The following is a 15194-nucleotide window of genomic DNA, read 5'->3' as shown; positions in this document are numbered from 1 at the left end:
CATCATCGGGGTACAGCCACCTGCGCAAGCAATCCTTTAATCGTGGCATCGATCTGCAAGCCATCGAGTTGAGCTTCGGGGCGCAGGATCAGACGGTGGCGCAGCAGGGGGAGGGCGATCGCTTTGATATCGTCGGGCGTGACAAAATCGCGCTGCTCTAGCCAAGCATGGGCTTTACTCGCCAACAACCAAGAGACCGCTGCCCTCGGCGAAGCCCCCAATGCCAAATCGGGATGCTGGCGGGTGCGCTGCACGAGCGCCATCAAATAGTCATAGATCGGCTCCTGTACCTTAATCGCTTTCACTTCTTGTCTGGCAGCCAAACAATGTTCCACCGATGCTACGGGTTTGAGTTTGGCGAGATCGAGTCTGCGCACGGCTGAAGCCGATTCGCTATTGACGAGCATTTGGCGTTCGGCGATCGCATCGGGGTAAGCCACGATCAGTTTGAACAGAAAGCGATCGAGCTGAGCCTCGGGCAGAGGATAGGTTCCTTCAAATTCCAAGGAGTTCTGCGTGGCGATTACCCAAAATAGGTCAGAGAGGGGCAAGCTCGTGCCATCTAGTGTCACCTGCTGCTCCTCCATCGCTTCTAACAGGGCGGCTTGGGTTTTGGGTGGCGTGCGGTTGATCTCATCGGCTAAGAGAACTTGGGTAAAAATGGGGCCCTTCTTCAGTACGAATTCACGGCTATTTAGATCGAAGATATTTGTCCCCAAAATGTCCGTCGGTAAAATATCTGGCGTGAGTTGAATGCGGCGAAATTCTGCCTTTAAGAGACTGGCTAAGACCTTGACGGTTAGGGTTTTTCCCGTTCCTGGTACGCCCTCTAAAATCACATGCCCTCCCGATAGAAGCGCCACTAAGAGCTGGTTAACGATCGCAGTTTGACCGAGCACGACTTGACTGAGGGCTTGACTGAGTTTGGTAAATACACCGTGAATTTCGCTCATAATTGCTTTTAATGTTGCTGAAACAATTCTAAAACCTAGGGTTAACTAGGGCAGGTATTTGCGGACAATTTGCAAGTTTGACAACCAGATTTTTAACTCTGGTTCGCTCACCTTACGAGGGCGATCGCTAAATTGCAGTACGGACGCCAGCTCATTCGCAGGACGCTGGGTTTGTTGCATCCAAGCCTGAATGATGGCTTGGCGATCGAGCAGGGTTTGCCCTCCCAACCCCAAGGCTTGCTGGATGCGTAACTGTTCGGCTTTGCCCACGACCTCTAAAACAAACTCGCTGTTTTGTGCCTTATATAGAACCGCAGCCATCGCCTGAATATAGGCAGTACTGTTATCAACAGCGCGCGATTCGGGGATGACGGGTGCGCCAAAGCGACGATTTTGCGCAACAATCAGCACTAATAGCACCACCGCTAGTTGCAAACCCACAGGCAGCCAAGGGGTTTTGAGCAGGTATGACTCCCACTGGGTCTTCCCTTCCTTAACGAGTACATCCCGATCTTTATAGCCGTGGATATACTCATCTACCAGCACGCGGTTGCCATCTTGCGCGACCAACTGTGCCAAAAATTCGTAATTGCCGATCGCATCTTGATAGGCATTGGCGGCGAGATATGGCGTCGAGACAAGGATGAGTTGACCTTTCCCCTGTTTTTGAGAAACGGCAACCGCACCAAATTCATCGCTTAGCAATTTCTGAGGGATTGCGTCCGAGCTAAGGAGTTTGAGATCGAGGTTTTTAGGAAACCGCCGCGTTGTTTCAATCGTAACCAAACCCGCTTTACTATCTAGTTTTTGACTAAAAGCAGCTTCCGTAGGAGGGGCGCTAACTCCCAAGATCACCAGTCGATTCCCCTTTGCGACCCAAGATTGCTGAGAATAAATTGCGCTCTCCTCTGAGACTAGCCTGTTCATCACGCGCACCAATGTTGTCGGTTTACCAACTGGCAACTCTTGAAGCGATCGCTGCCAGCGTTGCATCTTCACGCCGCGCTTTTCCATAAAGGCATACCATGCCCCATAACCACTGGGCGTATTGCTATAGCTAGAACCTTGGCTAGTGGGGCTTTCAGCCGTAGCACTCAAGAGCGTCAATAGAACGAACGCCACCAGTGCGATCGCGGCGATCGTCCACCAACGTTTAGAGATTTTAGCGATCGGATTCTCTTGCATCTTAACTTGCACCCCTTGGGGTGAGGTTGTTCAAGTGACGTTCCACCTCTCGATAGGCTTGCTGACAGCGCTCAAAGGTCTCGGCTGAAATGGCAGCATTGCCAAACCACAGTTGCTCGTGGGTCGCGATCAGAACTTGGCAGGGTTGGGACTGGGGAATTTCGTGAAGGAGGTTTAGATACTCGCGATCGGTGCGACTGGCTTGACTGGCAATCAACTCGGCATCGCTGAGGCGCTGTAACAATGCCATATAGAGGGCACGGCAAGCACTGCCATAATTGCCCTCTGCCTGCATCCGCTGGGCTTGCTGCAACCAATCGGCTAGGGAATATATCGTTTGCGTAGGATCCTCTTGAAGTGCCAGCTTTTGGCGATTTGGACTTGAAAAAATCAGTGACAGAATATAGGGGCGCACCAGTTTATAAATCTGCCATAACAGCCACGCTACCACCAAACCAAAGATACCCCAACCGATCGCGAGGAGTATGTCTCCTAACCAGTCAGGTGCAACACCAAGCGACTTAGACGCTTGAGATAGCAAAGGTCTAAATTTCAGCTCCAGCCATTCGCCAAAGCGTTGTTGCATTTGCTGGATCTGCCAACCAAAACTAGTTTTATCAAAGGAATTTGCAGACATAGCAGACGGGGCTTTAGCGATTTCAGCAGCAGAAGCGATCGGGCTCTAACTGCGTAGTTTACATATGGGATGATAATAAGCCACAATCAGGCGTTTGAACTTGAAGAAATCAAAATACTTGACTGGGCGATCGCCTGTTAACACCAAGTTCCATTCAGACAGAAAATTCTCTCCATCAGCAAATTACCGTCAAAATTGAAATCTGCAATTTTTGAACTGTCAAATAGTTACCAAAGAAGGTCTAGATCGGTATGTCAATAGTAATTCAAGCGTTGTTACTCTTTATGACAACCATTTATCAGGCGATCGCTTGCAAACTTGAGGATCGCAAGCCACCCCTCGGCAAACGATATGACGTGGGCGGCTATCATTTACATCTTTATGTTAAAGGAGAAAAGAATCCCACCATTCCCACCATCATTCTCGATCACAGCTTAGGAGGCGTTGAAGGCTATCTTTTGATAGAAGCGTTGGCAAAACTCGGACAGGTCTGTATCTACGATCGGGCGGGTTATGGCTGGAGCGATCGCAGTCCTCATGCTCGAACGAGCGATCGGATTGTCACGGAGTTGGATGTTCTACTCACCCAAGCAGGAATTGTTCCTCCCTACATTCTGATTGGCGATTCTTTTGGTAGTTACAACGTGCGATTATATGCCCATCGATTTCCAGAAAAAGTGAAGGGGCTCGTACTCACCGATGGAGTGCATGAAGTGGGAATGCTGAACATGCCTTTGTCGTTAAAGGCTTTGAAACTCTTTTTTGTAGCTGGTTTTGTGATGTCTATTTTTGGCTCAGCGCTTGGGATAATTCGACTCTTGAAAACAGGCAAAGTCTTTGAAGGGCTCAAGCCTGAATTGCGAAAGTTACCGAAGGATGCCCTCAATCCTGTAAAACGTTCCTTTTGTCGCCCGAAACACTGGATGACCATGAGTCAGGAGATGTTAAGCCTAGATGCTAGCGCTCATCAGGTCAGTGCGGCAAACCAGTTCGGTGCGATGCCTATGGTCAGCATTCAAGCCAATTCTTTTTTCCAACCTTCGTTTTGGACTGCTTTGATACCCCTGCAAAGTGCGAATCGCTTACGGGAGAAAATGCATCTAGAACTTCTAAAACTGTCAACCGATTGCGTCCATCTTCAAGCGGATAAAAGCGGTCATTTTGTCTGGGTCGATCGCCCTGATATCATGATTGATGCTGTAAAAATTGTTTTAGAGAAAGTCGATCCTGTACGATCGCATTCTGTAGGGGAACTGAGTGAAAAATTAGAATAGTGATTATTTGTATCTAGAAGCTAAGGGACTCGCAATTTAATAAGATACCAATTAATCAGATCCAAACTTTTGAGTTTTGGTCAACTGGTCGGCATTGATGGGGAATTCTCAGTAGGATCGATTCTATAGCCATCCTTTATTGGTCTTGAACGGTGAAAAGCTTGGATCTCATACCAATTTAAAGACCGAGGGTAACAGATCTAGCATGTAGTTAAGGATTAGAGTGTCTTGCATTTCCTATCTGTTGCTTTCACCAATTAAATTGGTATCAGTTTGAACCGCAACATAGCGTTCACAAACAATTTGAGACTGCTATATAAGCTAGATCCCGTCTGTGTAATTACGATGGTCTCTTGGGGATGGTGTGGCAAAGTCCCACCCAGCTATCCTGACTAATTCACTATTCTTAATCTTTCCGATCGCAAAATTACGCCTGTCTTATTTCCGACAATCAACGTAGTGCCCTGATTTTCAGAATCTTCTCCGATTTTAGAGCGCAATTCATAGGAATATTCTCCATTTACCCATACTGTGCGGCATATTCCAAATTGACAAGATGCTTTTCCATTACGTAAAAAAATACACTTCCCATCGCGATCGCATCCGTAATAGGTGAAACTGCCCGTGCCGTTTACGCCCGACCATGGTCGTTCGCTACCTACCGTGACTCTCCAATCGTTATTGGCATAGGTTGTGTCCTCTGCCATAACTGAGGATGTCGCGATCGCGCTGATTCCTAAAACGGTTAAACCAGCAATCAAAACTCGAAGCGTTGAGGTTAGAACCATAGAAAGATATTTCATAGATCTTACAAAAAGTTGAATTGCGAGTGCTTTTCAATTTCTGGTACGCCACCGCTTAAAATTATAGTAAAGGCAAAAAAGAACTTTTGTCTATGCCCCACATTCTATGGCATATCTAAACTTGAGCATGTGGACTTTAACTGAAATTTAACTTCCTATTTTTGAGAGAACTATCCATGATGATTTCCATGTACAAAGCTTCAGTACCTGTCCTGATTCGCAACTTGAATAATCTCGTGACGATTTTGGAAAAAGGTGCTGCCCATGCTGAAACCAAAAAAATTGACCCCACCGTCCTAATTAATATGCGTTTGTTCCCTGATATGTTTCCTTTGTCGCGGCAGGTTCAAATCGCCTCAGATATTGCCAAACGCGGAGCCGCTCAACTAGCGGGACAAGAAGCTCCTAAGTATGAGGATAACGAAACAACTTTTCCCGAACTGATCGATCGCGTTCGCAAAACGATCGCTTACCTAGAAACGCTGACACCCGAGCAAATTGACGGTTCGGAAGCCAAGTCGATTACTATCCCCATGCGCGAAACTTCTCTCACCCTTGAGGGATTGCCATTTCTGTTTGGCTTTGTGCTGTCTAACATTTATTTCCATATCACGACGACCTATAACATTCTCAGACATTGCGGTGTAGAGCTTGGCAAAAAAGACTTTTTAGGAAGCCCCTAGTCATCGCTTTCATCATCTTCCCAACCGCAGACCGAACATCGCCAATGTAAAGGTGGTAGCCTCAACCGCGAAAAGGAATGATTGCAATCGGGGCATTTGCCCGTAAAAATGGGATGCCAAAACCATTCATCCATATGCTGCTCGCGGTAATGCTCGGGATTTTCTGGCTCCCATAGTTCGGCTGACTCAAAATCGGGGCAAGTTTTACCGCTTGGCCCCGCTGGATGAACGGCACAGACGAGATAGTTTGTCCGAGAATAAAGATTACAGCGATCGCATTCTGGCAGTTTCATGAAAAAATCTTGATTCAGTGATTAGATTGTCGGTCATTTTAGCAAGCTAATCTCTATCATTGGCTGCTTATTCCTCAATGATCCATATCATACAATCGATTTATGAATAATTCCTGATACCATGACAAAATAAAGCGAATTGAGAACGTCAACAAAACGAGAGGAAGGGGTTGAAACTGCTGAAGCGATCGCTGCTTACTATAGGTGAGTCTTCTCTATAACTTTAGGTTGGATTGAGGCTCAAAATCCAACGACTGCATGGGTTACGCTCCGTTAACCCATCCTACGAATCTATACTATACAGGAGCTAAAGAATATGTGTTTTGAAGTAAAAATTACTGATGTTTTCCATCTTTCTTCTCGATTTACTGTTTTTGTGGGACCGGTAATTGGAGCGAACGAGTTAATTAAGAGTGGACAAAAAGTAAAATTATTAATTGATGGTTCGTATGTTCAAAATCTAAAAACTCATGGCGAGTGGATTGGATCGCCCAAACATCCTAAAGGCTATCGCTCAATATCTACTCTCGATTCAGTTTCGCTTACATCTGATTTTGTAAAAGCTCATGACTGTACTTTAGTAGGCATCTCCTGAAGAGTAACGTAGAGTGCATTCATGAAATGAAGCGAACCAAATGGAACTTAACCTGTTGTTCCAACGATCGCTATGCAAATATGCAAAGAGGTTCCTAGACTGATAAGCGATCGCATCTCATTCACAAGAGCGATTTTCTAGAGATAAGCAAGAGATTCCTTTCAGGATACATGCCGCCGCTTATACTTCATCAGGGTCTAACCCAAGTGACCTGAGCTTTTCGGCAAGCCGTTGAGCTTTTTGTTCGGCTTTCTCCTTAGCCAGACGTTCCTGCTCGGCAGTTTCCTTATCCGTTAGATATCGCTTCCCAGTGCGATCGTATAAATATAACCACTCTCTCGTCCAACCAGTGTTTTCTCTAACTTCACAGCCCAGCCCTAGTTGAATCTGTTCCAACCAAACTATCTCTTGCTGGCGATCGCTTAGTAACACATACTCACCATTTACAAGTTGGTAGATTTCTAATGGCAAACGATCCTTATAGGCTCGCTTTTTTGTTGTCAGGGGATTGTAGACGATATAGTACAAAACTCCCATTTCTTGATAGGTAGTTAGCTTTTTTTCATACTCGCTGTTATAAGTTTCTGAAATCACCTCTAGAGCGAGTATGGGCATGATATTTGCTTCTTCCCACAGGACATAGCTTAAACGCCCGCCCTCACTTTTGTGCCTGGGTACGCCTAAAGCTAAGAATCCATCAGGCACGATCGCAGGTGTGCCAGCGTTATAGTGAATTGCCATATCGACACCAAAAAACCAATCCTGCTTTCCTTCCCAAATGCGCCTTAAGAGATTGAGAATGAAGTTGGGGATATCGTTTTGGAGTTCGTTGTCCACAGGGGTATCGTCTGAGTGAGGAAGTTGCTCAGACGTTGGTAGTTGTAGTTTGGGGTCATAGGAAAGATGAATCATGACTTTCCTGCATGAATCAAGATTAGTCCTCATTATGCCATATCTAAAACTGTATCTATCCTTACTTTTTACGCCATCTCTGAAACCATGTTTAGTAGCGTGGGGTGGGCATTGCCCACAAAATTATCATTTTTTAAAAACAGTGATAGCGTAGGGTTCGTTCATGCAATGAAACGCACCAAATGGAACTTAACCTGTTATTCCAACGATCGCTATGCAAATATGCAAAGTGGCTCTTATTAATCAAAGCGACCAACTTCTATACCATCTTGCCGAACGATCAACTCTAGAGTCAAGGTACTGGCAGTAAAAATCGTTTCCTTTGCCACTGCCTGAATTTCAAAAGGTGATTGGAGCGTGCGAATTTTCTGTAGTAGGTTATTTAAAGCTTCTGGAGAGAATGTACCAACTTTGCCTGTAATCGGGTCAGCCAAAACTCCTTCCCTTCTTGCTCGAAAACTTACCAGTAAGAATAATTGCTCTACTCTAGAAGCTAGTTCTCGTTCTGAAAGATTGGGCTTAAATTGTAATGATGCGATCGCTTCGCCCTTTGTGAAAACTTGCCGATTGGGCGTTATATCTGCCGAAATCATGATTGCAGTTTCACGTTTCAAGTAATTGCCCGCCGAAAGAATTCGCACCACGTAGCTGCGACCGTCACTAATTTTGTCAATCAAAGCATCGACCTGTGCTTGCGTAACTCGAATGACGCGATCTTGGGGCGCTTGACCGGGTAAAAAGTCTAACAGGGCGCGACTATTTTGTTCGGCTTGCAGTAAAAGCTGATTGGTGGCTTCGCGTAACTCATCTCGGCTTAGCTTGGGACGAATTACACCGATCGCCAGCAGTTGGTCAGACAAAATCGCCACGTTACCCGTTCGCAGGGCTTGAATGCTTGCCAGTAGCTGATCGCGGCTCGTTTCTAGCGAAGAAACTTCGGTGATTAATTGGGTGCGTTGCTGCTCGATCGCTTTCAAGCTGGTTTCTGACTCAGCTACCTTTTGACGCAGGCTTTCACGCTCTGTGGTGATACGAGCAAGGTCGTTGGTCAGTTGGTCGCGCTCTTGGGCTAATTTCTGACTTTCTGCTTGTAATTTTTCCTGCTCGGCACTAAGACTTTGGACGCGATCGCGCAGGGTTGCTTCTTGCTCCTGTACTTTTTGCAGTTCGGTTTGAGCCTCTTGAAATTTGCCTTCGACCAGTTTGAGCTGGCTTTGGGTTTGAGATTGCCTTAATAGGGCTTGGGCGAGGGATTTATTGATTCGATCGAGGCGTTGTTGCGCTTGCCCCTGCTCTGTCCTTGCTGTATTTAGTTCTTTTTCGACTTTCAGCTTTTCTGCCTGGGTATTGCTCAGATCGGCACGAATACTTTCTAGCTGAAACAATCCATCTCTGAGTTGGCTGCTGCTTGCCAGCAAAATACCCAGAGTAGAAGCCGCGATCGCACCGCCCGTAACAATTGTCACCAGAGTGGCTGTGTTACGGGGTCTTAGATTAAAAATGCTTAGGCGGGCCCTGCCAACTTTAGAACCGATCCGATCGCCTAGCGTTGCGATGATGCCACCCAAGATCAAAATCGCCAGTATGAGCGTGTAGCCAGCCATTCAATTCCTTACACCAGTTAGGAAACAATCTTAGCAGTTCAGCCTCTTGAATGGGTTTAAATTAAAACCGATAAAAAAAGTCGGGTATATTTGACGACTATTGACAGGTTGTGTTATGTTGCGAATAACTCAAAAAGTAAAGTTAATTCCTCATAATTAATCTCACCACTAAACAGTTAGCCCAAGCAGTTATAAAGCCATGACAAGCGCCACCCAAAACTCTCGCTATACCAGTGAAAAGGTCTCCACCTTTAGCGGTCTGAAATGCAAAGAATGTGGAGCAGAGTACGAAGCCAAGGCAATGCACGTCTGCGAATTTTGCTTTGGTCCTCTAGAAGTGGCTTACGATTACGAAGCGATCTCCGCCAAAGTCACCCGCGAAAGCATTCAAGCAGGACCTAACTCGATCTGGCGTTACCGTGATTTTTTACCCGTCGAGACTGACAACTATATCGATGTCGGCACGGGCATGACTCCTTTACTGAAAGCTTCCCGTCTAGCGCGTAGATTGGGCTTAAAGAATCTCTACATCAAAAATGATGCCGTCAACATGCCCACCCTCAGTTTCAAGGATCGGGTGGTATCTGTAGCGCTGAGCCGCGCCCGAGAATTGGGATTTAGCACGGTTGCCTGTGCCAGTACGGGGAATTTGGCAAACTCGACCGCAGCGATCGCCGCCCATGCAGGACTCGACTGCTGCGTATTTATTCCCTCCGACTTAGAAGCAGGTAAGGTGCTGGGCACTGTAATCTATGCCCCCAAAGTATTTGCCGTACATGGCAATTACGATCAGGTCAATCGCCTTTGCTCTGAGGTAGCCAATACCCATGGTTGGGGATTTGTAAATATCAACCTGCGCCCCTACTATTCTGAAGGTTCCAAAACCCTCGGTTACGAAGTGATCGAACAACTGGGTTGGAAATTGCCCGATCACATCGTTGCTCCCCTCGCTTCTGGGTCGCTATTTACCAAGATTTACAAGGGCTTTCAAGAATTTGTCAAGGTTGGCTTAGTCGAAGGCAAGGATGTGCGCTTTAGTGGCGCTCAAGCCGAAGGCTGCTCTCCCATTGCCGCTGCTTTCCGTGATGGACGTGATTTTGTTACTCCTGTCAAGCCTAAAACCATTGCCAAGAGCATTGCGATCGGTAACCCTGCGGATGGTATCTATGCGATCGATATCGCACGCAAGACCAATGGCAATATTGAATCTGTCACCGACGCTGAGATTATTGAAGGCATGAAGCTGCTTGCCGAAACCGAAGGTATCTTTACCGAAACTGCTGGTGGCACGACGATCGCCGTTCTCAAGAAACTCGTCGAAGCTGGCAAAATCGATCCCGATGAAACCACGGTGGCATACATCACGGGTAACGGGCTAAAAACGCAGGAAGCCATTCAAGGCTATGTGGGCGAACCCTTACAAATCGAACCCAAGCTGAACAGCTTTGAACGCGCTCTAGAACGCTCTCATACCCTTGAGCGCCTAGAATGGCAACCCGTTTCGGTCTAATCTAAATTTTATCTTCAAAACTCTATGGTAGGAGTGATTCCCAAGTCCCTCCTTTTTTGCTTGTGCGATCGCTGGCTAGGGCAAAAGTCTTATCTTTGCCCTAGGATTCCGAACTATCTATTTGCTGTCTCAACCACTGTCTAATTGCAGGCGGTACTGTCGTGAAGTGAATATAGCATTTGGTAAAATTCTCAGATCGATCGCTTACTTCTGGCAGATTCCATTCAGGAACTCCTGCTGTTTCTGGGCTGAGGATTTGACTTGGTGTTTGAACTAACACCTTGGCATAAATCTCGCATTCCCAATCAGAATGAACTTTTGACAAGCGAACCTTGATATTGGTCAGGGGTGGAATCGTCCGATCGCAGAGAACTTCGGCACGGTGTTGAGACAGCTTGCATATACTCCCCTGAAAGGTCTCACTCTCTAGGTGTTTTTCTTCTACAATTCGATATTCAATGGGAATGGGGATTTTGAGTGGGTGAAACTGCTCTTGGCTGTCAAACAAAAAGAGATTGTATTTACCAGCAATACCGCAAACATCATGAATCGTAATCGGATGCTTTACCCCTTTGGGTTCAACCTGCATACTGCCATTAGCCTGGATAATTCCATCGGCATGGGCGTAGGTGCTTTCTGAGACGAGTACCTGTCCTCCTACGGTATAGGATTCAATCCGCGAAGTTAGATTTACCTGACTACCCACAACAGCATATTTGGCACGGGATTGAGAACCAATATTCCCAACCACCACTTCACCTGTATTGATCCCAATTCCCATGGCAATCTGGGGCAATTCCAACTTCTCTAAGGATTGATTGACTGAGACCATTGCCAACTGCATTGCCATCGCACAGGCGATCGCGCGGGGAGCATCATCTTCTCGACAAATCGGCGCACCAAAAATCACCAAAATTGCGTCGCCAATAAATTCATCGATCGTTCCTTGGTACTGGTTGATTACATCTGTCATGGCTCCCAAAAAGACATTGAGAATTTCTACAACCTTTTCAGGAGGTAGTTGCTCCGAGATCGCAGAGAAGCCTCTGAGGTCGCACATGAGAATCGTGACTTTGCGTCTTTCGCCACCAAACTGCAAACCCTCTGGGGTTTCTAATAGGCGAGCAACAACTTCGTCGGTAAGATAGCGGCTAAAATAGGTACGAATTTGGGAAGCCGAGCGAGCGAGGTAACTCGTCACAAAAATACTCGCAGCCCAAGTCGCAAGCAGTGAAGGTGCAATCGGAATCCACCAACCATAGGCAAAAGCGATCGCGGCAATACCCAACAAAACACCACTCACGATCGCCACACGTAAGGCTCGAACTATCTGCAAACCGTTACGCCATAGAGATGGCTCAGCATCTCGTTCAGAATCTACATATCGCCATTGCCAGACTACAATTGCCCCCACGATAGACCAGCCCAAAATCCATAGATATTCCCAAATTTCAAACCAAGTTTTGATCCCGGTTCTCCCTTCCATCGCTGCGCTGAGCAGTTGGCTGACAACTTGGGCGTGAACTTCCACTCCTGGGGTTTGCAAGCGCGGGTTCCCCAATCCACCATCAAGGGGCGTAACGAAAAAGTCTTTTGTGCTGAGGGCAGTGACGCCAATTAACACAACGCGATCGCGCATTAGATCGGGCGGAATCTTTCCTTCTAAGACATCAACCATCGACACAGTACGAAAACCGTTCGGCGATCGGCGAAAATTAATCAAAATTTGATGCCCACCATCATCAGCTCCAATATAACCACCATCATTGCCGCGAAATCTTTCAGGGGTATTAATCGCGTCAGGATAGGGAATGTTAGTGTCGGGTTCAGCCTGTAAGTAAAGCAGGGCAAGCTTTAGTGGAAAACTCAAACTCAAAGATCGATCGGGTAATGGTAAAGAGAGTAAACCTCGTCGTAATTTGTTGTCGCTATCTATGGGTAAGTTGATATTACCAACTTGGTCTAGCTGTTGCAGTTCGGGTGGCGGATTAATGCCTGACCCCTGTATGGTTATGTTTGAATCAATCAGATCGGGCTTTTTCTCAGCCCCAATTAGGATAGGGGTATTTTTGTAAAACGTAACAAGGGCTTGATGACCTGGCTCTATGGGCAAATCTCGCGCCAGATCTAATCCGATCGCTCGTGGTTGTTGCTGCTTTACCTTTTCTAACAACTCAAGCAGTTTGCGATCGTCCATCGGCCATTTTCCCAGCTTTTGAAACGCCAACTCATCAATGGCAACAATCACAATGCGCGGATCGTCAGGCTCAAGCGATCGCCATCGAAACAACTGATCGAGCAGCGACCATTCTAAGGGCTGTAAAAGACCGCTCAGACGCAGGATAACCACCACAAACGTGGCACTCGGAGCCGCAAGTAAAACGCCTCGCCACTGCCAGATTTGTCGCTTAATCCTAGACCACATGAAGCTTCATCAATTTAATCTCAAGCCTTATAGTCGCATTTTTACCAAAGGTCGCATAGCAAGGCGCTCGAGATTTACAGACTTTAATAAATCTACCCATTCAGGTAAAGGCTGTTTGCGGTTTGGGTCTGCTTGCTGAATTTCGGCAAGAATCTTGACCGAATCATACCAAATCCCTAATTTGGCATAGAGGGCAGCACGTTCCAAGGGTGGCACGTTTTCGAGCTGCTTCGATAAGCTAGGGCTGAGTTCGATCCTGTGAACCGTACCAAGAACATCCTTATCCGTGTTGATATCTTTTAGAATAAATTTCCAAGCATAAATTTTATTCACTTTTAGGGCTGGGGCATCAGCAGGCATTGTAAACCCAATCACACCTGATGTACTTTCCACTGGAAATGTCGATTTGTAAATGCGTGTATTTTTCCCAGTAGCATCGACTTCATCGAGTATAAAGGTAGCTCTACTACGAATTTTGGGTACGCTAAAGAAAAAAGTAGGGCGAGCCGATATCGTCAAGGGGGAGGTGTTTAGTGTAGGCTTTGCGTCGGGTATCAAAGCTGATACACAAGTGACATCTATATCTTGAATGCATTCATCTCCTCTAAAAATCCCAGGGATAGATTTACTGAGAATACCAAGATCTTTTGGCGGGATGTATCGTATTTTTTGCCCTTTAGAAACTCCTTTGGTAGCTGCCTGAGCGTATGCAGATTGACTCGGGATTGTTAGAAAATTTAGAGATAAGAGTAGCGAAAAGGTGGAAGCGAAAAGGTAAGAAGATTTAATTGCCATAATGGGTAGCCTTCCATGCAGAGAAAAAATAACTGCTTATAAGGATTATGGGGCAAAATTGCTGGCAGAGATGAGATTGCAACGGCAATCTCGATAGGAAAACCCTATTAGCAGTAAAATTGTTCTTATTCGACCATCTTACTCGAATTTTTACTCGAATTTTTTATTGGGCATAACTGCTATGGCAGGATCGTTATTTGCCGATGCTAGTAAACGACTAGAAGAAGCACTCAAGCACGTCAAAATTACCGAGGATGCCGCCGAGCATCTTAAATATCCAAAAGCGAGCTTGCAGGTATCCATTCCAGTAAGGATGGACAATGGGGCTCTCAAGATTTTTCAAGGCTATCGGGTGCGCTACGACGACACCAGAGGTCCGACTAAGGGAGGAATTCGCTATCACCCGAATGTATGCATGGATGAAGTGCAGTCGCTTGCCTTTTGGATGACGTTTAAATGTGCGGTGTTAGACCTTCCCTTTGGCGGCGCGAAAGGCGGTATTACGCTCGATCCGAAACAACTTTCTAAGTTTGAGCTAGAACGACTCAGTCGCGGCTATATCGATGCGATCGCTGATTTTATCGGGCCTAACGTCGATATTCCTGCGCCAGACGTGCAGACCAACCAGTTGATTATGGGTTGGATGATGGATCAGTACAACATCATTCAAAGACAGATCACGCCTGCAGTGATTACGGGCAAGCCTTTGTCGATGGGTGGCAGCTTAGGGAGAGATACTGCCACAGGGATGGGGGCTTACTACGTGATTGAAACCCTGATGCCACAATTTAAACCCGTACGAGAAACCACTACGGTAGCGGTACAGGGCTTTGGCAATGTTGGTGCGGTGGTAGCCGATCTCCTCTGCGAAGCAGGCTATAAAGTGGTGGCGGTGAGCGACTCTAAAGGCGGCATTTATGCCAAACAGGGACTCGATATCAAGAGCTTGATTCAATTTAAGCAATCTACCCGCGATTTTAAGGCAGTGTATTGCCAAGATTCAGTTTGTAATATTGTCGAGCATGAGCTGATTACAAACGAACAGTTACTGGCTTTGGATGTCGATATTCTCATTCCTGCTGCCTTAGAAAATCAAATCACCGAAAAGAACGCCCATTCGATTCAGGCGAAATATATTGTGGAAGCGGCAAATGGCCCGATTACGCCAGAAGCCGATCTCATTCTCAGCCAAAAGGGAACCTTAATCTTTCCCGATATTCTTGCCAATGCAGGAGGGGTGACGGTCAGCTATTTTGAATGGGTGCAAAATCGCAGCGGGCTGTATTGGACTTTGGATGAAGTCAACAGTCGTCTCAAGCAGAGAATGGTGAATGAGACCAATAAGATTTGGGCGATCGCGCAGAAGCGCTCTATTTCCATGCGAACAGCTGCCTATGTGCACGCGCTCAATCGCATTAGCGAAGCGATCGATGCCAAGGGAACGAGGGATTACTATATGCAATAGCTTGCTTGGCTCTTACAATGTTAACTTTGACCAAACAATGTCTTAAAATGCAATTTGCAA

At 46.4% G+C, this 15194-nt stretch carries 14 protein-coding genes; 5 read left to right on the top strand and 9 right to left on the bottom strand.

What is annotated here, in order from left to right; all coding sequences use genetic code 11:
* Positions 1 to 2: 2 nt before the first annotated feature.
* Genes ACP2WE_RS02295 through ACP2WE_RS02285 form a run of 3 tightly spaced genes read right to left on the bottom strand, consistent with a single transcriptional unit; the run spans position 3 to position 2775 of the window.
* Complete coding sequence (locus ACP2WE_RS02295) at positions 3 to 953, bottom strand: AAA family ATPase (protein ID WP_425213981.1); 951 nt, start codon at positions 951 to 953, stop codon at positions 3 to 5.
* A gap of 45 nt (positions 954 to 998) precedes the next feature.
* Complete coding sequence (locus tag ACP2WE_RS02290) at positions 999 to 2138, bottom strand: DUF4350 domain-containing protein (RefSeq protein WP_425213980.1); 1140 nt, start codon at positions 2136 to 2138, stop codon at positions 999 to 1001.
* A gap of 1 nt (position 2139) precedes the next feature.
* On the bottom strand, positions 2140 to 2775 hold the full coding sequence (locus ACP2WE_RS02285) for a DUF4129 domain-containing protein (RefSeq protein WP_425213979.1): 636 nt from the start codon (positions 2773 to 2775) through the stop codon (positions 2140 to 2142).
* Positions 2776 to 3026: 251 nt separating this feature from the next.
* Here ACP2WE_RS02285 and ACP2WE_RS02280 point away from each other — a divergent pair, with 251 nt between their 5' ends.
* Complete coding sequence (locus ACP2WE_RS02280) at positions 3027 to 4049, top strand: alpha/beta fold hydrolase (RefSeq protein ID WP_425213978.1); 1023 nt, start codon at positions 3027 to 3029, stop codon at positions 4047 to 4049.
* Between the two features lie 392 nt (positions 4050 to 4441).
* Here the strand turns inward: ACP2WE_RS02280 and ACP2WE_RS02275 are convergent, their stop codons facing one another.
* Positions 4442 to 4852 (bottom strand): hypothetical protein, encoded by a 411-nt coding sequence (locus ACP2WE_RS02275; protein WP_425213977.1) that lies wholly within the window; start codon positions 4850 to 4852, stop codon positions 4442 to 4444.
* A gap of 176 nt (positions 4853 to 5028) precedes the next feature.
* Between ACP2WE_RS02275 and ACP2WE_RS02270 the strand changes: the two genes are divergently transcribed.
* Positions 5029 to 5535: a DUF1993 domain-containing protein gene (locus ACP2WE_RS02270; protein ID WP_425213976.1), complete on the top strand. Its 507-nt coding sequence runs from the start codon at positions 5029 to 5031 to the stop codon at positions 5533 to 5535.
* On the opposite strand, the gene ACP2WE_RS02265 is transcribed toward ACP2WE_RS02270, so the two are convergent.
* Complete coding sequence (locus ACP2WE_RS02265) at positions 5532 to 5828, bottom strand: hypothetical protein (RefSeq protein ID WP_330486218.1); 297 nt, start codon at positions 5826 to 5828, stop codon at positions 5532 to 5534. The two genes, ACP2WE_RS02270 and ACP2WE_RS02265, sit on opposite strands and share 4 nt — an antisense overlap.
* A 316-nt stretch (positions 5829 to 6144) precedes the next feature.
* Between ACP2WE_RS02265 and ACP2WE_RS02260 the strand changes: the two genes are divergently transcribed.
* Complete coding sequence (locus ACP2WE_RS02260; RefSeq protein WP_425213975.1) at positions 6145 to 6423, top strand: hypothetical protein; 279 nt, start codon at positions 6145 to 6147, stop codon at positions 6421 to 6423.
* Positions 6424 to 6603: 180 nt separating this feature from the next.
* On the opposite strand, the gene ACP2WE_RS02255 is transcribed toward ACP2WE_RS02260, so the two are convergent.
* Both ACP2WE_RS02255 and ACP2WE_RS02250 read right to left on the bottom strand, forming a co-directional pair.
* Positions 6604 to 7335, bottom strand: coding sequence for a Uma2 family endonuclease (locus ACP2WE_RS02255; protein WP_425213974.1), 732 nt, complete (start codon positions 7333 to 7335; stop codon positions 6604 to 6606).
* A 239-nt stretch (positions 7336 to 7574) separates the two neighbouring features.
* The gene (locus ACP2WE_RS02250) at positions 7575 to 8939 is read right to left on the bottom strand and encodes a DUF3084 domain-containing protein (RefSeq protein WP_425213973.1); all 1365 of its coding nucleotides are present in this window, start codon (positions 8937 to 8939) and stop codon (positions 7575 to 7577) included.
* 199 nt (positions 8940 to 9138) lie between these two features.
* On the opposite strand from ACP2WE_RS02250, the gene thrC reads away from it, so the two are divergent.
* Positions 9139 to 10449, top strand: coding sequence for a threonine synthase (gene thrC, locus ACP2WE_RS02245; RefSeq protein WP_425213972.1), 1311 nt, complete (start codon positions 9139 to 9141; stop codon positions 10447 to 10449).
* 100 nt (positions 10450 to 10549) lie between these two features.
* Here thrC and ACP2WE_RS02240 read toward each other — a convergent pair whose 3' ends face one another.
* Together ACP2WE_RS02240 and ACP2WE_RS02235 are read right to left on the bottom strand one after the other, a co-directional pair.
* On the bottom strand, positions 10550 to 12874 hold the full coding sequence (locus ACP2WE_RS02240; RefSeq protein ID WP_425213971.1) for a CHASE2 domain-containing protein: 2325 nt from the start codon (positions 12872 to 12874) through the stop codon (positions 10550 to 10552).
* 27 nt (positions 12875 to 12901) lie between these two features.
* The gene (locus ACP2WE_RS02235; protein WP_425213970.1) at positions 12902 to 13669 is read right to left on the bottom strand and encodes a DUF928 domain-containing protein; all 768 of its coding nucleotides are present in this window, start codon (positions 13667 to 13669) and stop codon (positions 12902 to 12904) included.
* 181 nt (positions 13670 to 13850) lie between these two features.
* Between ACP2WE_RS02235 and ACP2WE_RS02230 the strand changes: the two genes are divergently transcribed.
* Positions 13851 to 15134 carry a Glu/Leu/Phe/Val family dehydrogenase gene (locus ACP2WE_RS02230; protein ID WP_425213969.1) on the top strand — a complete coding sequence of 428 codons (1284 nt, stop codon included), beginning with the start codon at positions 13851 to 13853 and terminating at the stop codon, positions 15132 to 15134.
* Positions 15135 to 15194 lie beyond the last annotated feature (60 nt).

Source organism: Tumidithrix helvetica PCC 7403, assembly GCF_965232925.1.
Classification (GTDB): domain Bacteria; phylum Cyanobacteriota; class Cyanobacteriia; order Pseudanabaenales; family Pseudanabaenaceae; genus Tumidithrix; species Tumidithrix helvetica.
Note: the sequence above shows the minus strand (reverse complement) of the source record. Positions and strands in the feature narration are given on the sequence as shown.